This is a genomic window from Geodermatophilus sp. CPCC 205761, from assembly GCF_051383655.1.
In the GTDB taxonomy this organism is placed as follows: Bacteria; Actinomycetota; Actinomycetes; order Mycobacteriales; family Geodermatophilaceae; genus Geodermatophilus.
Genome location: NZ_JALPKQ010000070.1, coordinates 1 through 19,923 on the forward strand (window position 1 = coordinate 1; position 19,923 = coordinate 19,923).

Below are 19,923 nucleotides of genomic sequence, written 5' to 3' on the forward strand. Positions count from 1 at the left end.
GGCTACGATCCCACTTGGCCAGCGCACCGGTCGCCGGCGCGTGGAGCCGGGCCGCGCACCGGGGGCTGACCGGCCCCGCCCTGCACGCCGCCGCCCGCGCTTGCCTGGCGGCCGCGTGCGACGCCGTCCCCGGGCCGCTGCGGCCGGAGGTCGAGGCCCTGGCCGAGCTCGTCGACGGCGGCTCCAGCCCGGGCGACGCCCTGCTCCGGGCCGCCCGGGCCGGCGGCCCCACCGCCGCCCTGCTCGCGGCCGTGGAGGTGCCGGCGTGAGCGACCTGCGGGAGGTCCTCGCCCGCGAGCTGAACGGCGCCCGCACGCGCACGCTGCAGCTCACCGACCACGACGACCCCGAGCTGCTGCGCCAGCACACCCCCCTGCTCAGCCCGCTGGTGTGGGACCTCGCGCACATCGGCCAGCAGGAGGAGCTGTGGCTGCTCCGCGGCGGCGACAGCGCCTGCCCGGGGCTGCTGCCGTCCGGCGTCGAGGCGCTCTACGACGCGTTCCGCCAGCCCCGCGCCGTCCGGTCGCGGCTGCCGCTGCTGCCCCCGGTCGAGGCGCGGGCGTTCTGCGCCGAGGTGCGCGGCCGGGTGCTGGACCGGCTGGACCGCTTCGGGGCGGACGACGACCCGTTCGACGTCGCGATGGTGGCCAGCCACGAGCAGCAGCACGACGAGACGATGCTGCAGGCGCTCAACCTGCGCCCCGGCCCGCCGTTGCTCGGTGCCGGCGCACCACTCCCGCCGGGGCGGCCGGGCGTCGCGGGCGGCTCGGTGCTCGTGCCGGGTGGGGAGTTCGTGCTCGGGGTGGACGCCGCCGACGAGCCGTTCTCGCTGGACAACGAGCGGCCGGCGCACGTCGTCGACGTCCCGGCGTTCCGCATCGGCCGGGTGCCGGTGACCACCGCCGAGTTCGCCGCCTTCGTCGCCGACGGCGGGTACGCGACGCCGCGGTGGTGGTCCGAGCGCGGGTGGGCGCACCGGGTGGAGGCCGGGTTGGTCCGGCCGCAGTTCTGGGGGGCCGACGGCACCCGCACCCGCTTCGGCGTCATCGAGGCCCTGCCCCCGGACGAACCGGTCCAGCACGTCACGTACTTCGAGGCCGAGGCGTACGCCGCTTGGGCCGGGGCGACCGGCGCCGTCCCGCCCGGCGCCCGGCTCCCGACCGAGGTCGAGTGGGAGAAGGCCGCGGTCTGGGACCCCTCCACCGGCCGGCGCCGGCGCTTCCCGTGGGGCTCGGCCGAGCCGACGCCGGCCCTGGCCAACCTCGGCGGCGCCGCGCTGCGCCCGGCCCCGGTGGGCGCGTATCCCGCGGGCGCGTCGGCGTACGGGGCCGAGCAGCTGATGGGGGACGTCTGGGAGTGGACGTCGTCGCCGTTCCGGCCCTGGCCCGGGTTCCGGCCGATGCGCTACGCCGACTACTCGGCGCCGTTCTTCGGCGGCGACCACCGCGTGCTGCGCGGCGGCTCGTGGGCAGTCGGGCCGTCGATCCTGCGACCGAGCTTCCGCAACTGGGACCACCCGGTCCGCCGGCAGCTGTTCGCCGGGTTCCGGCTGGCCTGGCCGGTCGAGGGCAGCGCCTGATGTGCCGACACCTGGCTTGGCTCGGCCGGCCGCGGACGCTGGCCGCCCTGGTGCTCGAGCCGCCGTCCTCGCTGCTGGTGCAGTCGTGGGCGCCCCGCCGCCAGCGGTACGGCACGGTGAACGCGGACGGCTGGGGCGTGGGCTTCTTCGTCCCGGGCCGGGCCGGGCCTTCGCGCTGGCGCTCCGCGCGGCCGCTCTGGGCCGACCCCTCGTTCGCCTCGGTCGCCCCGGTGCTGAGCTCGGGGTGCGTGGTGGCCGCCGTCCGGTCGGCGACGGTCGGCATGCCGCTCGAGGAGAGCGCCGTGGCGCCGTTCACCGACGGCCGGTGGCTGCTCTCGCACAACGGCCGGGTGGACCGCGCGGTGCTCCCGGCGGTGCGGGACGCCGAGTCCACCGTCGACAGCGCGCTGCTGGCCGCCCTGGTGTTCGCGCGGGGTCCGGAGACCCTCGGCGCGACGGTGCGCGAGGTCGCCGCCGCCGACCCGGCCGCCCGGCTCAACCTGCTCGCCGCCGACGGCACCCGGCTGCTGGCCACCACGTGGGGCGACACGCTGTCGGTGCTGACCACCCCCGACGGCACGGCGCTGGCCAGCGAGCCGTGGGACGACGACCCGCGGTGGACCGACGTCCCCGACCGCTCCCTGGTCGAGGTGACGCCCCCCGACGGGCTGACGATCACCCCGCTGACCTGACCCCGACCCGCCGGCCGACCCGCCCCGAGGAGACCCGTGACGATCTCGCTGACCAGCCACCTCGTCCCCGCCGACGCGGCCGCCGCGCTGCGTGCCGACGCCCTGGCCGGCCTGACCGCCCGACCGAAGTCCCTGCCGCCGCGGTGGTTCTACGACGCCCGCGGCAGCGAGCTGTTCGACGAGATCACCCGCCTGCCCGAGTACTACCCGACCCGCGCCGAGCGTGCCGTGCTCACCGCGCACGCCGCGGAGATCGCGGCCGACTCCCGGGCCGACGTCCTCGTCGAGCTCGGCAGCGGCACGTCGGAGAAGACCCGGCTGCTGCTGACCGCGCTGCGCGATGCGGGCACGCTGCGCCGGTTCGTGCCCTGCGACGTCGATCCGTCGGTGCTCCGGGCCGCCGGCGCGGCGATCACCGCGGAGTACCCCGGGGTCGAGGTGGCGGCGGTGGTCGGCGACTTCACCCGGCACCTGCGCGAGCTGCCCCGGTCCGGCCGCCGGCTGGTCGCCTTCCTCGGCTCCACGATCGGCAACCTCGAGCCGGAGCCCCGGGCGGCCTTCCTCGCCGAGCTGGCGGGCACCCTGCAGCCCGGCGACTCCTTCCTGCTCGGCACCGACCTGGTCAAGGACCGCGGCCGGCTGCTGCGCGCCTACGACGACGCGGCAGGGGTGACCGCCGAGTTCAACCGGAACGTGCTGGCCGTGCTGAACCGGGAGCTGGGCGCGTCGTTCGACCCGGCCACCTTCGAGCACGTCGCACTGTGGGACGACGAGCGCGAGTGGATCGAGATGCGGCTGCGCTCCCGGGTGGACCAGGTGGTGCACGTGGCCGCCCTCGACCTCGACGTCCCGTTCACCGCCGGGGAGGAGTTGCGGACCGAGGTGTCGGCCAAGTTCCGCCGTGAGGGGGTCGCGGCCGAGCTGGCCGCCGCCGGGCTGGCACTGACGCACTGGTGGACCGACCCGGACGGCGACTTCGCCGTCTCCCTGTCCGTACCCGCCTGAGACCGGGCTGTCCGCGCGGAGAGTCCGCGAGCCGCCAGCCCACCACCTGTTCTGCGCGTGCTCGTGCTCTGCCCACCACCGCGGGCAGAGCACGAAAGCAGCCGACCACCATGTCCCCTGCGAGAACTCGTGCTCTGCCCACCACCGTGGGCAGACCACGAGCTTCCCGGGAGGACGTGGTGGGGAGCGAGCCATCAGGTCGCCGTCGGTCTGCATCCACCGTCGCCGACGGCCCAGAAGGAGGGGGTGACAGGCACCCCCCACCGGAAGGACCCGCACCGTGACGCGGACTCGCACCACCCTCGTGCTCGCCGCCGGCGCCACCGGCTCCCTGCTCGCCCTCGGGGCGTCCCCCGCCCTCGCCGCCGACACGGCGACGATCTCGGTCCTGCACGGGGTGCCCGACACCCCGGTCGACGTCTACGCCAACGGCGAGCGGCTCCTCGACGACTTCCAGCCCGGCACCCTGACCGACCCGCTCGAGGTGCCCGCCGGCGACTACGACCTCGCCCTCTTCCCCGCCGACGCCCCGGACGCCTCCGGCAGCCCGCTGCTGTCGGCCGACGGGGTCGCGGTCCCGGCCGGCGCCAACGCCACGGTCGTGGCCCACCTCAGCGCCGACGGCGCGCCGACGCTCACCCCGTTCGTCAACGACACCTCGGCCGTCCCGGCCGGTCAGGCACGGGTGGTGGTCCGCCACACCGCCGCCGCCCCGGGCGTGGACGTGCGCGCCGGCGGCCAGGTCGTCGCCCCGAACCTGACCAACCCGAACGAGGCCTCGCTCACCGTTACGGCGGGCACCATCAGCGCCGACGTCGTCCTCGCCGGTACCGGCACCGTCGCGATCGGCCCGGCCGACCTGACGCTGCAGGAGGGCGCGACCACGATCGTCTACGCCTGGGGCTCCCAGGAGGCCGGCTTCGACCTCGCCGTCCAGACGATCTCCGGCTCGCACTCCGCACCCTCCGGCGTCCCCGGCGGCACCGCGGGCCTGGCCGACGAGGGTGGCTTCCCGGCCCCGCTCGCGGCGCTGTCGCTGGCCGGTCTGGCCGCCGCGGGCCTCGCCGCCCGCCGGCTGGCCGGCAGCCGGGTCTGACCCGGGCGCGGGGAGGGATCGGCATGCGTCGCGCCGCCGCCGGCGTGGTCCTGGGGCTGACCGTGGCGGTCGGGACACCGGCCGCCTGGCAGCTGACCCGGGAGCCGGCGGCGGCGGGCGTGCCGGTCGCGCAGGCCCTCCCCGCACCGTCGGTGCCGTCGCCGGCCACCTCGGCCGCGGCACCGGCGGTCGCCACCCGGGACGCCGCCCCGGTCGCCGTCGCGCAGGTGCCGGCGCCCCTGCGGCTGGCCGTGCCGGCCCTCGGGATCGACGCCCCGGTGGACCCGGTCGGGGTGCGCTCCGACGGCGCCATGGACCTCCCCGCCGACATCGGCCGAGTGGGCTGGTACCGGTTCGGGCCTGCGCCCGGTGCCGCGGGTTCGACCGTGCTCGCGGGCCACGTGGACGACCGCGAGCAGGGCCTGGGCGTGCTCGCCGGGCTCCGGCGGATCGAAGCCGGCACCGAGGTCGCCGTCACCGACGCGGCCGGCGCGACGACGCGCTGGCGGGTGGTCGCGCGCGAGGTCGTGACGAAGCAGGCGCTGCCGCTCGACCGGGTCTTCGGCCGCGACGGCCCGCCCCGGCTGGTGCTGGTCACCTGCGGCGGACCGTTCCTGCCGGAGTACGGCAGCTACCGGGACAACGTGCTCGTCGTCGCCGAGCCCCTACCGTGACCGGGCTCCTGGAACGCCGCGCCGCAGGGCCTAGGGTCGGGCGGGTGAGCAGCGACGTCCGCCCGGCCGGGGTCGCCCCCGAGCCGGACGACGCCGAGATCGGCCGGCGCTTCGCGGCCGGTGACGAGCAGGCCCTCGCCTGGGCCTACGAGCGGTGGGCGGGGCAGGTGCACGGCATGGCGGTGCGCGCCTTCGGACCCGGCCCGGACGCCGAGGACGTCACCCAGCAGACCTTCGTCTCCGCGTGGACCGGCCGCGCCGGGTACCGCCCCGACCAGGGCCCGCTCCCCGCCTGGCTGGTCGGCGTCTGCCGGCACAAGATCGCCGACGCCTGGGCGCGGCGGGACCGGCAGCGCCGCACCGCGGAGGCCGCGGTCGCCGAGGCCCAGTCCGCCCCCCAGCCGGCCGGCCAGTCGCTCGACACCACCGTCGCCGACCGGGTGCTGCTGCTCGGCGAGCTGGACCTCATCGGGCAGCCGCAGCGGGGCATCATCGAGCTGGCCTTCTTCGAGGACCTCACCCACGCCCAGATCGCCGCGCGCACCGGGCTGCCGCTGGGCACGGTGAAGAGCCACATCCGGCGCACCCTGGAGCGCCTGCGCACCCGGCTGGAGGTGGACGGTGCCGCACTGCACGCCTGAGCAGCTGGCCCTGGCCGCGCTCCGCGAACCGCTGCCGGCCGACGACGCCGCGCACCTGGAGACCTGCGAGCAGTGTCGGGCGGAGGTGGCCTCGCTGCGCCGCGGGGTGGACGCGCTCGCCGTCCCCGAGCTGGCCGCGCCGGGCGCCGCCGTCCCGCCGCCGCCCGCGGTGTGGTCGGCCATCGCCGCCGCCACCGGCGTCAGCACCGCACCGCGCCCGGAAGGGCCCGGGACCGCCCCTCCGGCGGTCGAGCCGGCCCCCGCCCCTCCGGCGACGGTCACCGTGCTCCGGCCGCGCCGTTCCCGGCTGCTGCTGGCCGCGGCGGCGGCCCTGGTCGTCGGCGCCGGCATCGGCGCCGCAGCGGTCGCCCTGCGCAGCGGAGACGACGACGGCCTCGCGGTGGCCGCGGCCGCGCTCGACCCGCTCGAGGGCAGCGACGCCTCCGGCCAGGCCCGCGTCGTGGAGCGCGACGACGGCACCCGGGTCCTGGAGCTGGAGCTGGACGCCGTTCCGCTCGAGGACGACTACTACGAGGTCTGGCTGCTGGACGAGGCGGTCTCCCGACTCCAGGCGGTCGGCGTGGTGCAGGGCGGCAGCGACGTCACCCTCGAGCTGCCCCCGGGCCTCGACCTCGGCGAGTACCCGGTGGTCGACGTCTCGGTCGAGCCGCTGGACGGCGACCCGTCGCACTCCGGGGTGTCGGTGGCCCGTGGCGTGCTCGACAGCTGAGCCGCGGGTCTCGCCTAGCGTGGTGGGGTGACCCTGCTCCACCCCGACCTCGTCCACGAGGACCTCGGCGCCTCGTGGCGCGCCGCGCGCCCCCGCCCCGCCGGGCGGCACCTCGACAGCGCCGCGTGCAGCCGGCAGAGCCACCGGGTGCTGGAGGCCGCCGCCCACCACGCCCGGCACGAGGCCGAGCTGGGCGGGTACGTGGCCGAGGCGACCGCCGACGACCTGCTGCAGCAGGGCCGGTCGGTGATCGGCGGGCTGGTCGGGATGGCCGCGGCCGACGTCGTCTTCGTCGAGTCGGCCCAGGCCGCGCTGGTCGCGCTGCTGTCCGGGTGGCGGCTGACGCCCGGGTCCCGGGTGGCCTGCCTGCCGGGCGAGTACGCGCCGAACGTCGCCCAGCTCCGGGCGGCGGGGCTGGTCCCCGAGCCGCTGCCCGTCGACGGCCTCGGCCGGGCCGACCTCGACGGCGTGGCCCGCCTGCTGGCCACCGACCCGCCGCGGTTCGTGCACCTGACGCACATCGGCAGCCACCGCGGGATCGTCCAGCCGGCCCGCGAGGTGGCCGCGTCGTGCCGGGACGCCGGGGTGCCGCTGGTGCTGGACGCGGCGCAGTCCCTCGGGCACGTCGGCACCGACCTGGGCGCGGACGTCGTCTACTCGACCTCCCGCAAGTGGCTGGCCGGACCGCGCGGGGTGGGCGTGCTGTGCGTGCGACCGGCGCTCACCGCGCAGCTCACGCCGGTCCTGGCCGAGGCGGGCGACGTCCCGCCGCTGCGCGCCTTCGAGTCGGGGGAGGCGCACGTCGCCGGCCGGGTCGGCCTGGTGCTGGCGGTGGGCGAGCACCTGGCCGCCGGGCCCGACCGCGTGCGCGAGCGGCTGGCGGCCCTCGGGCGGGCCGGGCGCGAGGTGCTGGAGGGCACGGCCGGGTGGCGGGTGGTCGAGCCGCTGGACGAGCCGACCGCGACCACGACGCTGCGCCCGCCGGACGGCGTCGACGTCGTCACCACGCGGGCGCGGCTGCTGACCGAGCACGGCATCGTGACCACCGCCATCGGCCCCGAGCGCGCGCCGGGGGAGATGACGGGGCCGGTGCTGCGGGTCTCCCCGCACCTCGATGCCACCGTCGACGACCTCGAGGCCCTCGCCACCGCCCTCTAGCGTCGGTTTCCGCGGAAACCGGCGCGCAGCGTCTGCCGGTTTCCGCGGAACCGACGGTCACACCGCCGCCTGGATCGCGGCGGAGACCCGCCGGTGGACGGCGAGCTGCTCGTCCAGCCCCGGGTGCACCGGGACGCCGTCCTCGACCACCGGCCGCCCGGCGACGACGGTGTGCCGCGCAGCGACCGGCCCGCACCGCAGCCACGCCTCGACCGGGTCCGACAGCGCCCCGGCGAACCGGACGCCGTCCAGGGCCCACACCGCCAGGTCCCCGCACGCGCCGACCGACAGCTCGCCGATCTCCCCGGTGCGGCCCAGGCACGCGGCGCCGCCCCGGGTGGCCATCTCCAGCGCGTCCCGCGCCGACATCGCGGCCGCGCCGTGCCGGAGCTTCCCCTGCAGCATCGCCGTCCGGGCCTCCAGCCACAGCGACGCGGCGTCGGCGGACGACGACCCGTCGACACCCAACCCGACCGGCGCCCCGGCCGCCCGCAGCTCGGCGACCGGCGCCAGGCCGCTGCCCAGGATCATGTTCGACGACGGGCAGTGCGCCGCCCCCACCCGCGCGGCACCGAGCCGCTCGACCTCGGTCGCCGACGGCCAGACGACGTGGGCCAGCCACACCCGGTCGGTCATCCAGCCCACGTCCTCGAGCAGGTCCACCGGACGCCGGCCGAGCGTCTCCAGGCAGAACGCGTCCTCGTCCTGCGTCTCGGCGAGGTGGGTGTGCAGCCGGACGTCGAGGGTCTCGGCCAGCTCGGCGGTCCGGGTCATGAGCCCCGTCGACACGCTGAACGGCGAGCAGGGCGCCAGCGCGATCCGGGTCATCGCGGTCGGCGACCGGTCGTGGTGGAGGTCCACCAGGCGCTGCGAGTCGGCGAGGATCTCGTCGTCGTCCTGGACGACGGAGTCCGGGGGCAGCCCGCCGTCCTTGACCGACAGCGACATGGACCCGCGGGTGGGGTGGAATCGCACGCCGAGCTCGCGGGCGGCCGCGACCTCGGCCGAGATCAGGTCGCCGGCGCCGCGCGGGTGGACGTACAGGTGGTCGGTGGAGGTGGTGCAGCCCGACAGCGCGAGCTCGGTCAGCCCGACGTAGGCGCTGACGTGCGCCGCCTCCTCGTCCAGCCGCGCCCACAGCGGGTAGAGGGTGACCAGCCAGTCGAACAACCCTCCGGTCAGCGCGGGCGCGAACGCGCGGGTGAGGTTCTGGTAGAGGTGGTGGTGGGTGTTCACCAGGCCCGGGGTGACCAGGCAGCCGCGGGCGTCGATGCGCCGGGCGGCGCCCGGCTGCGGGTCCGCCGGGCCACCGATCCCGCTGACCACCCCTCCGGTGACCGCCACCCAGCCGCCGGCGATCTCCCGCCGGTCGGCATCGACGGTGGCCAGCAGCTCGGCATCGTGCACCAGCAGGTCGGCGGGGGTCTCCACGCGCTGCATCCTGCCGACGGGGCGGGGCCGGGGAGAAGTCAGTCGACCCGCGTGATGCTGAACTCCGCCTGCTCGCCCTCCACCGCGGTGACCTCGATGCGGAAGCGGAACTCGTCGCCGTCGGGCTCCGTGGCGGTGCACACGGTGGTCGCCTCCACCTCGGCCTGCAGGTCGCCCGGGCAGCTCACCGTGGCCTCGGCGCCGAGCTGCTGCTGGAGGGCCTCGGCGACCTGGTCCTCGAGGGTGTCCCGCGCGACCGTCGGGCTGCCGCACGCCGTCAGTCCGAGGACGAGGGCGGGCAGGACACCGAGCAGCACCAGCGGGCCGGGGCGGGACACGGGCGGCTCCTCGGGACGGCGGCAGCGGCCTTGCGACCCTATCGGTGGCCGCGGGCTCCCCGGGCCGGCGCCGGGCCGTCGGGCCCCGGCCGGAGGTCGATCAGCCCGCCGGACCGAGCAGCAGCCGGGCGACCGCCGGCGGCAACTCCCCGGACAGGGGACGCGCGCCGACCAGCCGGCCGGCCTCGGCCGGTGGCACGCCCACCGACTCGAGCACCTCCAGCGCCTGGACGTCGGGCAGCGCCTCGAACCAGCGGCGGCCCAGCGCCGCCCGGCCCGCGGCGGTCGGCCGCCCCCACAGCCGCAGGCGGGCCATGCCGCCGTCGGGGAACACGTCCAGCCGCACCCGCTCGACCGGCGGGCCGCCGGCGAGCGCGAAGCGGTGCCGCGTGTCCGGCAGCAGGCGGGTGCGCGGCAGGACGACGACCTCGCCGTCGGGACCCGAGCCGGACACCGACGCCGACCCGGGGGCGTTGCCGAGGAAGTACGACGTGTCGAGCTCGGCGAGCGTGACGACCCCCTCGCAGGCCAGCGCCAGCTCCACCCAGTCGTTGCCGTCGTCGCGGCGGCGGGCGGTCTCCCAGCCCTCGCCCATCGAGCGGGTCAATCCCGGGGCGATCAGCTGCGTCGGCCGGCCGTAGAACTCGTTGCTCACGGCGGTGACGCGGCCGCCGGACTCCGCCGCGGCCAGGTCGAACGGGCCGGCGTCGACCAGCCGGGGGTCGGGGACGACGGTGCCGTGCACCCGCAGCCGCGCGACGCCGCCGTCCGGGTGGACGGTCAGCCGGACGTGGGTGACCCGCACGGTCGAGTCCACCGCGAAGACGTTGGCCGTGTCGCCGGCGAGATCCGACAGCGGCACCAGCGGCTGCCAGTCGGCGCGCGCGAGCTCCGGCACGGCGGGGTGCCCCTCCACGGAGGCGCCCTCGACCGAGGCCCGGGCCGGGTGGTTGCCGGTGAAGTGCGTGGTGTCGACGACGACCCCGGCGACGATGCCCGGCGTCCCCAGCCGCACGATCGCCCAGTCCGAGCCCGGGCCGCGCCGCCGCCGGGTCTCCCAGCCGTCGTACTCCTTGCCCCGGTGGCCGAACTCCGCGCGGGCGACCGGCGGGTGCGGCAGCACCAGGTTCTCCTTGGCGGCGAAGAACTCGTCGTTGGCCCCGACGACCGCGCCGCCGAGCGCGCGGCTGGCCAGGTCGGGCAGGCGGGTGACGTCGCTCATCGGGCTCCCCTGTCGCGGACGGCGCGGGTCACTGTCCCACGACTGTTCCCCCGGTGATCACGGGCTCCCCCGGCGCAGCAGCCGGCCGGTCGGGGGGCCGTCGGTCTCCCGACCGCGCAGCCAGGTCCGCCGCACCCGGCCGCGCAGCTCCCGGCCGGCGTACGGGGTCACCGGGTTCCGATGGGCCAGCTCCCCCACCTGCCAGCGCTCGTCCGGGGCGAAGGCGACCAGGTCGGCGTCCTTCCCGACCGCGATCGCGCCCTTCCCCGTCAGGCCGGCCAGCCGGGCCGGCGCGGCGGACATCCAGCCCACCACCTGCGCCAGGCCCAGCCCGCGGGCCCGCGCGCCGGTCCAGACCGCCGGGAACGCCACCTGCAGCGAGGCGATGCCGCCCCAGGCCAGCGCGAAGTCACCGACGTCGAGCCGCTTGAGGTCCGGGGTGCACGGCGAGTGGTCGCTGACCACCAGGTCGACGTCGCCGTCGGCCAGGGCGGTCCACAGCGCCTCGCGGTGCCGGGTCTCCCGGATCGGCGGGCAGCACTTGAACGCCGTTCCGCCGTCGGGCACCTCCTCGGCGGCGAACGTCAGGTAGTGCGGGCAGGTCTCGACGGTGATCCGCACCCCGTCGGCGCGGGCCCGGCGCAGCAGCGGAACGGCGTCGGCGTCGGCGAGGTGGACGACGTGCACCCGCGCCCCCGTGTCGCGGGCCGCCGCCACCAGACCGGCGATCGCCGACTCCTCGGCCGCTCCGGGCCGGGACGCGAGGAAGGCCGCATAGCTGGAGCCGGCCGGCGGCGGCGCGGCCGCGATGACCCCGGCGTCCTCGGCGTGCGCCACGAGCAGCCCGTTGAACCGGGCGAGCTCGGTGAGGGCGGCGCGCAGTCCGGCGTCGTCCAGCGGCGGGAACTCCGGCACCCCGGAGTCCAGCAGGAAGCACTTGACCCCGACCACGCCGGCCTCGTGCAGCGGGCGCAGCTGGTCGACGTTGCCGGGCACCGCGCCGCCCCAGAACGCGACGTCGACGGCGACCTGCCCCTCGGCCGCCCGCCGTTTCACGTGCAACGCGTCGACGCTCGTGGTCGGCGGGACGGAGTTCAGCGGCATGTCGACGATCGTGGTGACCCCGCCGGCGGCCGCCGCACGCGTCGCGGTGGCGAAGCCCTCCCACTCGGTGCGACCGGGCTCGTTGACGTGCACGTGGCTGTCGACGAGCCCGGGGATCAGCACCTCGTCGTCGGCCAGGGTCACCGCGGCCGCCGGGGCGTCGCCGAAGGGGGTGACGGCGGTGATCCGGCCGTGCTCGGTGTACACCGCGGCGGCGCGCTCGCCGGCGGGCAGCACCACCCGACGCGCGCGGACGACGAGGCTCACGCCGGCATCCTCGCTCCCGGCTCCTGCCCGAGCGCCTCCACCGCCTGCACGACGCGGTGCAGCTCGCCGCCCCACGCCGTCGCCACCCAGCCGCCGGGAAGGGGCAGCCGGACGGCGTCCGTGCCGGTGGCCACCGCACTGCCGCCACCGCCCCCGATCCGCACCGTGGCGGCGTACGCGCGGGGCGCCACTGGCGGGAGCCAGGCCGGCTCGCCCGGACCGAGCCCCACGGTGGTGTGCAGCAGCGGACGCCCGTCGCGCTCGACGCGGGTCGTGCCGGTCCAGCGCCCGGGCTCCTCGCCGGCGCGGCCGAGCAGCACCCGTTCGGTGGCGGTGAGCACGCCCGCCGGCCCGAGCCGGGCGGTCAGGCCGGCCCGGTGGGCGGCCCGGGCGGCGACGACGGTGGGTTCGAGACGGAGGTCGAGCACGCCGTCGACCTCCGCGGAGACCCGCTGGACCGACGGCTGCGTCCATTCCCGGGCGGGGAGCGCCACGGCCGCGGCGACCGACCGCACGGCCAGCGTCGCGCCCGCCTCGACCACCAGCCGGATCTCCGCGTCGTCCCCGCCGAGCGGGCCGAACGCGGTCGCGACGAGGTGCACGGTCGCCGGGCCGGTCCGCCGCACCGCCAGCTGACCACTGGCGCGCACCACGGGCAGGACGGTGCGGCCGCCGGGACCGGGCCGGGCGACCACCTCGACGACGGTCCTCACGCGGCCACGCGCGCCCGGACCTGCGCGCGCACCCACTCGGCCACCGGCGCCGCCGTCGGGTCCTCGCGCAGCGAGATCAGCAGCGTCGGCTTCCCGCCGCGCACGGCGTCCGCGTCGCGGCGCATGACGTCCAGGTCGGCGCCGACCAGCGGCGCGAGGTCGGTCTTGTTCACCACGAGCAGGTCGGAGGCGGTCACTCCAGGGCCGCCCTTGCGCGGCACCTTGTCCCCGCCCGCCACGTCGACCACGAACACCTGGGCGTCCACCAGGCCGTAGCTGAAGCTCGCGGTCAGGTTGTCCCCGCCGGACTCGACGAGCACCAGCTCGAGTCCGGGGTGCCGCTGCTCGAGCAGCTCCACCGCGTCGAGGTTGGCGGTGATGTCGTCGCGGATCGCGGTGTGCGGGCAGCAGCCGGTCTGCACGGCCTCGATCCGGTCGTCGGGGAGGACGGCGTTGCGGCGCAGGAAGTCGGCGTCCTCGGTCGTGTATATGTCGTTGGTGACGACCGCCAGGTCGTACTCGGCGCCCAGCGTGCGGCACAGCGCCGCGGCCAACGCGGTCTTGCCGGAGCCGACCGGACCGCCGAGGCCGATCCGCACCGGGCCTCCCGGGCGGCGACCGGGCTCGGCGGGGTCGACGTAGTCGTGCAGGTCGTGGTCAGGAGGCAAAGAACCGGTCCTTCCGTGCGGCGTGCACCTCGGCGAGCAGGTCGAGCAGCGGATCGGCGACCGCCGGCAGCTCCGAGCGGGCGCGGGCGGCGACCGCGTCGACCTCCGGCGCCAGGCGCGCGGTGACGGCCGCGACGGTGAGCGGGTCGAGCGCGAGCAGCCGCTGCGCCGCCGTGGCCGGTCCGCTGACCGACAGGTAGGCGGCGGCCGACGCCGCGTCGGCGGCGGTCAGCCCGCCCGCGGCCGCGGCCACGCCGAGCGCCAGCGGGTGGTGCGGTGCGGCGGGCAGCGCGTCCCAGCGCGGTGCGGGCCAGGCCCGCCGGCCGACCCGCACCAGCCCGCGGCCCTGCTGGCGCGAGGCGGCCCGCAACGCCGGGGACGGCGTCCGGGCGTCGGCCTCGGCGTCGAGCTCCGCCAGCCCGGCGGCGTCGGCGCCCCATGCCGCGGCCGCCAGGCCGGCGGCCACGGCTCCCGCGGTGGCCAGCCGGCGGCGCAGGAAGGCGGCCAGCGAGCCGGCGTCGGTGACCACCCCGGCGGCGATCGCCTGCTCCACGCCGCCGGAGTGCGTGTGCCCCCCGGCGGGCAGCCGGGAGTCCGCCAGGGTGAGCAGCGCGGCCGTCATCAGAACAGGAAGTAGCGCTGGGCCATGGGCAGCTCGCGCGCCGGCTCGGGCTCCCAGACCTCGCCGTCGACCCGCACCGTGAAGGTGTCCGGGTCGACGCGGATGTCGGGCAGCGCGGTGTTCTCCGGCAGGTCGGCCTTGGTCAGCCGGGTGGTGTCGGCGACCGCGACCAGCCGCCGGTCCACGGCCAGCCGCTCGGCCAGGCCCGCCTCGACCGCGGCCGGGGCGACGAAGTGCAGCGACGTCCGCGCCGGCACCCGTCCGGAGGCGCCGAACATCGGCCGGGGCAGCACCGGCTGCGGCGTGGGGATCGAGGCGTTGGCATCGCCCATCTGCGCCCACGCGATGACCCCGCCCTTGAGGACGGCGTGCGGCCGGACCCCGAACAGCCCCGGGTCCCAGAGCACGAGGTCGGCGAGCTTCCCCGGTTCCACGGAGCCCACCTCGGCGTCGATCCCGTGCGCGACGGCGGGGCAGATCGTGTACTTCGCGACGTACCGGCGGGCCCGCAGGTTGTCCGCGGCGCCGTCCCCGGCCAGCGAGCCGCGCTTGCGCTTCATCACGTGCGCCGTCTGCCAGGTGCGCAGCACCACCTCCCCGACCCGGCCCATGGCCTGGGCGTCCGAGCCGATCATCGAGATCGCGCCGACGTCGTGCAGCAGGTCCTCCGCGGCGATCGTCGTCGGCCGGATCCGGCTCTCGGCGAAGGCGAGGTCCTCCGGGACCGAGCTGTCGAGGTGGTGGCAGACCATGAGCATGTCGAGGTGCTCGTCGAGCGTGTTGACCGTGTGCGGCCGGGTCGGGTTGGTGCTCGACGGCAGCACGTTGGGGTGCCCGGCCACGGTGATGATGTCGGGCGCGTGACCGCCCCCGGCTCCCTCCGTGTGGTACGCGTGGATGCTCCGGCCGGCGATCGCGGCGAGGGTGTCCTCGACGAACCCGGCCTCGTTCAGGGTGTCCGAGTGCAGCGCCACCGGGACGCCGTGCTCACCGGCCACGGTGAGGCACGCGTCGATCGCCGCCGGCGTGGAGCCCCAGTCCTCGTGCAGCTTGAACCCGCTGGCACCGGCCCTCAGCTGCTCGGCCAGCGCCTCCCGCCGCACCGTGTTGCCCTTGCCCAGCAGCGCGACGTTGACCGGCCACGGGTCCATCGCCTCGAGCATCCGGGCGAGGTACCAGTCGCCCGGGGTGATCGTGGTGGCCTTGGACCCCTCCGCCGGCCCGGTGCCGCCGCCGATGAGCGTGGTGACCCCCGAGCCGAGCGCCGTCGGCACGATCTGCGGGCAGATGAAGTGCACGTGGCAGTCGATGCCGCCGGCGGTCAGGATCCGGCCGTTGCCGGCGAGCACCTCGGTGCCGGGGCCGATGGCCAGGGCGGGGTGGACGCCGTCCATCGTGTCGGGGTTGCCCGCCTTGCCGAGCGCGACGATCCGGCCGTCGCGGACGCCGACGTCGGCCTTGACGATCCCCCAGTGGTCGAGGACGACGGCACCGGTGATCACCAGGTCGGGCGCACCCTCGGCGCGGGTCGCCCGGCCCTGCCCCATCGACTCGCGGATGACCTTGCCGCCGCCGAAGACCGCCTCCTCACCCGCGAGCCCCGGGCCGCCGCAGCGGTCCTCCTCGACCTCGATGAGCAGGTCGGTGTCGGCCAGCCGGACGCGGTCGCCGACGGTCGGCCCGTACAGCTGGGCGTAGCGCTCGCGGGAGAGCCGCACCATCAGCGCAGCCCTCCCTCGCGGGTGAGCCCCGGCACGACGCGCGCACCCGCCAGCGGCACCAGGGTCACCGAGCGGGTGATGCCCGGCTCGAACCGGATCGCGGTGCCCGCCGCGACGTCCAGCCGGTGCCCGTGGGCCGCGGTGCGGTCGAACAGCAGCGCCCCGTTGGCCTGGGCGAAGTGGAAGTGCGAGCCGACCTGCACCGGGCGGTCGCCGGCGTTGGTCACCTCCAGCTCCACCCGCGGCGCCCCCGGCCGCGTCTCGATCTCGCCGACCGCCGCGATGACCTCACCGGGGATCACGGGCTCTGCTCGATGGTCCCGTTCGCCGGCGCTCACGGGCTCTGCTCGATGGTCCCGTTCGCCGGCGCTCACGGGCTCTGCTCGATGGTCCCGTTCGCCGGCGCTCACGGGCTCTGCTCGATGGTCCCGTTCGCCGGCGCTCACGGGCTCTGCTCGATGGTCCCGTTCGCCGGCGCTCACGGGCTCTGCTCGATGGTCCCGTTCGCTGGCGCTCACGGGATCGGGTGGTGGACGGTCACCAGCTTGGTCCCGTCCGGGAACGTCGCCTCCACCTGCACCTCCCCCAGCAGCTCGGGGACGCCGTCCATGACGTCGTCCCGGGAGAGGACCGTGCGGCCCGACTGCATGAGCTCGGCGACGCGCACGCCGTCGCGGGCGCCCTCGAGCACGTGGTCGGTGACGACGGCCGTCGCCTCCGGGAGGTTCAGCCTGAGCCCGCGCGCCCGGCGCCGGCGGGCCAGCTCGGCGGCGTAGGAGAGCAGCAGCCGTTCCTGCTCGTGGGGGGTCAGGTGCACGGGCGGGCCTCCCGGGTGCGGCGGAGCCCGGACGGTAACCGGGCGGTGTGACAGGTCTGTTGCGCGCCGGCCGGCCGCTCACCGGAGGGGGCGGAAGAACTCCCGCACATCGGCCACCAGCAGCTCCGGCTGCTCCATCGCCGCAAAGTGGCCGCCCCGGTCGTGCTCGCGCCACATCCGCAGGTCGCGGTACTGCGCCGACGCCCACTCGCGGGTCGGCTGCAGGATGTCGCGCGGGAACAGCGAGACGCCGGCCGGCACCGGCACGGTCGGCGTCCGGGCGGCCGGCTCCTGGGCCATCTCCCAGTACATCCGGGCCGACGACGTCGCCGAGCCGGTGAACCAGTACGCCGAGACGTGGTCGAGCAGCCGGTCGGCGCCGAGCACCCCGAGCGGGTCGCCGCCGCTGTCGGTCCACGACCAGAACTTCTCGAGGATCCACGCGCACTGGCCGGCCGGGGAGTCGGTCAGCCCGTAGCCGAGGGTCTGCGGGCGGGTCCGCTGCTGCTGGTTGTAGGCGGCGTCGACGGTCCGGTAGTGGCGCTCCCGCTCCAGCGCCCGCTGCTCCCGCTCGGTGAACTCCGTCTGCCCCTCCGGCGGCCCGTTGACCGCCATGTTCACGTGGACGCCGACCACCCGGTCGGGGTGGCGGGCGCCGAGGTTGGCCGACACGAACGAGCCGATGTCGCCGCCCTGCGCCCCGAACCGCTCGTAGCCCAGCCGGGTCATGAGCTCCGCCCACGCGTCGGCGGTCCGGGTCAGCCCCCACCCGGGGGCGGCCGGCTTCCCGCTCCAGCCGTAGCCCGGCAGGGACGGGACGACGACGGAGAAGGCGTCCCGCGGGTCGGCGGGGTCGGTGAGCGGGCCCAGCACGTCGAGGAACTCCGCGACCGACCCCGGCCAGCCGTGCGTCATGACCAGTGGCAGGGCGCCCTCGTGCGGCGAGCGGGCGTGCAGGACGTGGATCGGCAGGCCGTCGACCTCGGTGACGACCTGCTCGACGGCGTTGAGCCGCGCCTGCCGGGACGGCCAGTCGTACTCCTCGGCCCAGTAGCGGCAGAGGTCCCGCAGGTCGCCGAGCGGAACGCCCTGGGACCAGTCGTCGACGGTCGGGGGCTCCGGCCAGCGGGTCGCCCGCAGCCGGCGGCGCAGCTCTTCGACGTCGTCCCGGGGCACGTCGACGGTGAAGGGGCGGAGGGCGCCGTCGTCCATCGACCCACCGTAGTGGGTTTGCGCGGTGGACCTGCCCGGTCCTACGGTTCATTACATGAGTAATGAACCCATGAGCCAGCGGGGCGTGGCGCGGGTCGGACCGTGATCGAGGACGGCAGCCCGATCTTCCGGCAGATCGCCGACGAGATCGAGAACGCCATCGTCGACGGCTCCCTCGCCGAGGAGAGCCAGGCGCCCTCGTCCAACGAGCTGGCCGCCTTCCACCGGATCAACCCCGCGACGGCGGCCAAGGGGCTCAACCAGCTGGTGGCCGACGGGGTCCTCCACAAGAGACGAGGAGTCGGGATGTTCGTCGCCACGGGCGCCCGTGAGCAGTTGCTCAAGCGTCGGCGCAGCGAGTTCGCCGACCAGTACGTGCGCCCGCTGATGACCGAGGCACAGAAGCTCGGCATCACCGTCCGCGAGCTCGCCGACATGATCGACCGCTGGGAGGAGACCCGATGACCGCCGTCGCCACCGTGCACGACGTGACCATGCGCTTTCGCGAGCACACCGCCCTGGACGGGGTCAGCACCGTCATCGAGCAGGACGCCATCACCGGCCTGCTGGGCCGCAACGGCGCCGGCAAGACCACGCTGATGCAGCTGCTGACCGGCCACCGCGTGCCGACCAGCGGGCGGGTCGAGGTGTTCGGTGCGCGGCCGTACGAGAACGACGACGTGCTGAGCCGGATCTGCTTCATCAAGGAGGGACAGCGCTACCCCGACCACTTCCGGGTGCGCGACGCCCTGGCCGCGGCGGCGATGCTGTTCCCCGCCTGGGACGGCGACCTCGCGGCCGCCCTCCTGCAGGACTTCGACCGGCCGGCCAAGCGGACGATCAAGAAGCTGTCCCGCGGCATGAACTCCGCCGTCGGCATCGTCATCGGGCTCGCCTCGCGGGCGCCGGTCACGCTCTTCGACGAGCCCTACCTCGGCCTGGACGCCGTCGCCCGGCAGCTCTTCTACGACCGGCTGCTGGCCGACTACGCCGAGCACCCCCGCACCGTCGTCCTCTCCACGCACCTGATCGAGGAGATCGCCAGCCTGCTCGAGCGGGTGCTGCTGATCGACCGCGGCCGGGTGCTGCTCGATGCCGACGCCGAGTCCCTGCGCGGCTCCGCGCTCACGGTGACCGGCCCGCGGGCTGCGGTGGCCGCCTTCACCGGCCGGCACGAGCTGCTGCACAGCGAGTCCGTCGGCGGGCACAGTCGGGCCGTCGTCCGGCTCCGGAACGGTGCGGACGGCGACGACGCGAGCGCCGCCGGCCTGTCCTGGGAGCCGACCACCCTCCAGCAACTGGTCGTGGCCATGAGCCTGAGCACCGCGCGACCGGACGCCGCCGCCGCCACCTCCGACGACCTCGAGGAGGTCACCCGATGAACCGTGTCCTCGCCGCAGCCCGCCTGCAGGTCGTGCACCCCCTGGTCATCTTCGGCGTGCCGTGGATGGTCGTCGGGATCAGCTTCGCCCTCAACGTGGCCATCTGGGGGCTCGCCGACGTCGCGCAGCACGACCCGAACAACTTCACCGGTGGCGTCACGGCGCTCTACATCACGGTGTGCGTCGTGTTCGTCCAGGCGCTCACCCAGCTGCTGCCGTTCGCGATGGGCGTCAGCCTGAGCCGGCGCACCTACTGGCTCGGCACCGCGCTGGTCGGCGTCCTGTCGGCGCTGGGGTACGGCATCGCGCTCGCCGTCCTCAACGAGATCGGACAGGCCACCGGCGGCTGGGGCGTCGACCTGAACTTCTGGGTTCCCACACCCATGCTGGTGGACAACTTCTTCCTGCAGGTCCTCGTCTCGGGTGCGCCCATGCTGGCGCTGATCTTCACCGGCATCGGCATCGGTGTGGTGTTCAAGCGCTGGGGGTCCAACGGCCTGTGGACGCTGGTCATCCTGAGCGTGCTGTTCTCCGGCGGGCTCGCCGTCCTGGCGACCGGCCTGAACGCGTGGGGCGACGTCTGGCGCTGGCTCACCGACCAGTCGACCGGCACCCTCGCCATCGGCATCCCCGTCGCGATCGCCGCCGTCGTCGCCGCACTGTCCTACGGAGGCATCCGCCGCGTCGTCCCCTGACGCTCGCTCCGCCCCCGCCGTCGACCCCTTCCGTCACGTGACGAAGGGGTCGACTCACGTCCCGGCCCTGCGGGGACCCGTTGCCCGTCGTTCTCCGCGGAGATCGCCGGGGGGCGGGAGGTTCGGTGCGGACGGGCCCGGCCCCGGCATGGCCGG

General features: G+C 76.2%; 22 protein-coding genes and 1 pseudogene. 12 read left to right on the plus strand and 11 right to left on the minus strand.

The features are described from left to right. From MY526_RS25290 to egtE, 9 genes and pseudogenes are all read left to right on the plus strand, one after another. A pseudogene (locus MY526_RS25290) lies at positions 1 to 269 on the plus strand (ergothioneine biosynthesis glutamate--cysteine ligase EgtA); the annotation flags it as partial. After that, on the plus strand, positions 266 to 1,579 hold the full coding sequence (gene egtB, locus MY526_RS25295) for an ergothioneine biosynthesis protein EgtB (protein WP_436705338.1): 1,314 nt from the start codon (positions 266 to 268) through the stop codon (positions 1,577 to 1,579). The pseudogene MY526_RS25290 and the gene egtB, both read left to right, overlap by 4 nt. Further along, positions 1,579 to 2,271: an ergothioneine biosynthesis protein EgtC gene (egtC, locus tag MY526_RS25300; RefSeq protein ID WP_436705339.1), complete on the plus strand. Its 693-nt coding sequence runs from the start codon at positions 1,579 to 1,581 to the stop codon at positions 2,269 to 2,271. Before egtB ends, egtC begins: the two co-directional genes overlap by 1 nt. A 36-nt stretch (positions 2,272 to 2,307) precedes the next feature. Next, on the plus strand, positions 2,308 to 3,276 hold the full coding sequence (gene egtD / locus MY526_RS25305; protein WP_436705340.1) for an L-histidine N(alpha)-methyltransferase: 969 nt from the start codon (positions 2,308 to 2,310) through the stop codon (positions 3,274 to 3,276). 280 nt (positions 3,277 to 3,556) lie between these two features. Continuing rightward, the gene (locus MY526_RS25310) at positions 3,557 to 4,372 is read left to right on the plus strand and encodes a DUF4397 domain-containing protein (protein ID WP_436705341.1); all 816 of its coding nucleotides are present in this window, start codon (positions 3,557 to 3,559) and stop codon (positions 4,370 to 4,372) included. Positions 4,373 to 4,395: 23 nt separating this feature from the next. Next, positions 4,396 to 5,046 (plus strand): class F sortase, encoded by a 651-nt coding sequence (locus MY526_RS25315; RefSeq protein WP_436691161.1) that lies wholly within the window; start codon positions 4,396 to 4,398, stop codon positions 5,044 to 5,046. Positions 5,047 to 5,090: 44 nt separating this feature from the next. Beyond that, positions 5,091 to 5,687, plus strand: coding sequence for an RNA polymerase sigma factor (locus MY526_RS25320; protein WP_436691163.1), 597 nt, complete (start codon positions 5,091 to 5,093; stop codon positions 5,685 to 5,687). Then, entirely contained in the window at positions 5,668 to 6,417 is a 750-nt protein-coding gene (locus tag MY526_RS25325) for an anti-sigma factor (protein ID WP_436691165.1), read from the plus strand. The genes MY526_RS25320 and MY526_RS25325 overlap by 20 nt, the downstream gene beginning before the upstream one ends. A 27-nt stretch (positions 6,418 to 6,444) precedes the next feature. Beyond that, positions 6,445 to 7,575 carry an ergothioneine biosynthesis PLP-dependent enzyme EgtE gene (gene egtE / locus MY526_RS25330; protein ID WP_436705342.1) on the plus strand — a complete coding sequence of 377 codons (1,131 nt, stop codon included), beginning with the start codon at positions 6,445 to 6,447 and terminating at the stop codon, positions 7,573 to 7,575. A gap of 57 nt (positions 7,576 to 7,632) precedes the next feature. Here the strand turns inward: egtE and MY526_RS25335 are convergent, their stop codons facing one another. The 11 genes from MY526_RS25335 to MY526_RS25385 form a co-directional block, all read right to left on the minus strand. Beyond that, a complete protein-coding gene (locus MY526_RS25335) occupies positions 7,633 to 9,006 on the minus strand; it encodes an 8-oxoguanine deaminase (RefSeq protein WP_436705343.1) in 1,374 nt (457 codons plus the stop codon). 38 nt (positions 9,007 to 9,044) lie between these two features. Continuing rightward, the gene (locus MY526_RS25340; protein ID WP_436691171.1) at positions 9,045 to 9,344 is read right to left on the minus strand and encodes a DUF4333 domain-containing protein; all 300 of its coding nucleotides are present in this window, start codon (positions 9,342 to 9,344) and stop codon (positions 9,045 to 9,047) included. A gap of 100 nt (positions 9,345 to 9,444) precedes the next feature. Continuing rightward, positions 9,445 to 10,566 (minus strand): allantoicase, encoded by a 1,122-nt coding sequence (gene alc / locus MY526_RS25345; protein ID WP_436705344.1) that lies wholly within the window; start codon positions 10,564 to 10,566, stop codon positions 9,445 to 9,447. Positions 10,567 to 10,623: 57 nt separating this feature from the next. Beyond that, the gene (gene allB, locus MY526_RS25350) at positions 10,624 to 11,937 is read right to left on the minus strand and encodes an allantoinase AllB (protein ID WP_436705345.1); all 1,314 of its coding nucleotides are present in this window, start codon (positions 11,935 to 11,937) and stop codon (positions 10,624 to 10,626) included. Continuing rightward, the gene (locus MY526_RS25355) at positions 11,934 to 12,650 is read right to left on the minus strand and encodes an urease accessory protein UreD (RefSeq protein ID WP_436691177.1); all 717 of its coding nucleotides are present in this window, start codon (positions 12,648 to 12,650) and stop codon (positions 11,934 to 11,936) included. Before MY526_RS25355 ends, allB begins: the two co-directional genes overlap by 4 nt. After that, positions 12,647 to 13,318 (minus strand): urease accessory protein UreG, encoded by a 672-nt coding sequence (gene ureG / locus MY526_RS25360; RefSeq protein WP_436691179.1) that lies wholly within the window; start codon positions 13,316 to 13,318, stop codon positions 12,647 to 12,649. Before ureG ends, MY526_RS25355 begins: the two co-directional genes overlap by 4 nt. Beyond that, the gene (locus MY526_RS25365; RefSeq protein WP_436691181.1) at positions 13,308 to 13,940 is read right to left on the minus strand and encodes an urease accessory protein UreF; all 633 of its coding nucleotides are present in this window, start codon (positions 13,938 to 13,940) and stop codon (positions 13,308 to 13,310) included. Before MY526_RS25365 ends, ureG begins: the two co-directional genes overlap by 11 nt. After that, complete coding sequence (locus MY526_RS25370) at positions 13,940 to 15,661, minus strand: urease subunit alpha (protein ID WP_436705346.1); 1,722 nt, start codon at positions 15,659 to 15,661, stop codon at positions 13,940 to 13,942. The genes MY526_RS25365 and MY526_RS25370 overlap by 1 nt, the downstream gene beginning before the upstream one ends. After that, complete coding sequence (locus tag MY526_RS25375; protein WP_436705347.1) at positions 15,661 to 15,963, minus strand: urease subunit beta; 303 nt, start codon at positions 15,961 to 15,963, stop codon at positions 15,661 to 15,663. Before MY526_RS25375 ends, MY526_RS25370 begins: the two co-directional genes overlap by 1 nt. A gap of 212 nt (positions 15,964 to 16,175) precedes the next feature. Further along, positions 16,176 to 16,478 (minus strand): urease subunit gamma, encoded by a 303-nt coding sequence (locus tag MY526_RS25380; protein ID WP_436691187.1) that lies wholly within the window; start codon positions 16,476 to 16,478, stop codon positions 16,176 to 16,178. A gap of 78 nt (positions 16,479 to 16,556) precedes the next feature. Then, positions 16,557 to 17,690 (minus strand): epoxide hydrolase family protein, encoded by a 1,134-nt coding sequence (locus MY526_RS25385; protein WP_436691189.1) that lies wholly within the window; start codon positions 17,688 to 17,690, stop codon positions 16,557 to 16,559. Between the two features lie 102 nt (positions 17,691 to 17,792). Here MY526_RS25385 and MY526_RS25390 point away from each other — a divergent pair, with 102 nt between their 5' ends. Genes MY526_RS25390 through MY526_RS25400 form a run of 3 tightly spaced genes read left to right on the plus strand, consistent with a single transcriptional unit; the run spans position 17,793 to position 19,767 of the window. Next, a complete protein-coding gene (locus MY526_RS25390) occupies positions 17,793 to 18,155 on the plus strand; it encodes a GntR family transcriptional regulator (protein WP_436705348.1) in 363 nt (120 codons plus the stop codon). Then, positions 18,152 to 19,072 carry an ABC transporter ATP-binding protein gene (locus tag MY526_RS25395; RefSeq protein WP_436691193.1) on the plus strand — a complete coding sequence of 307 codons (921 nt, stop codon included), beginning with the start codon at positions 18,152 to 18,154 and terminating at the stop codon, positions 19,070 to 19,072. Before MY526_RS25390 ends, MY526_RS25395 begins: the two co-directional genes overlap by 4 nt. Then, positions 19,069 to 19,767, plus strand: a complete 699-nt coding sequence (locus MY526_RS25400) for a hypothetical protein (RefSeq protein ID WP_436691195.1) — start codon at positions 19,069 to 19,071, stop codon at positions 19,765 to 19,767. The genes MY526_RS25395 and MY526_RS25400 overlap by 4 nt, the downstream gene beginning before the upstream one ends. Positions 19,768 to 19,923: the final 156 nt, after the last annotated feature.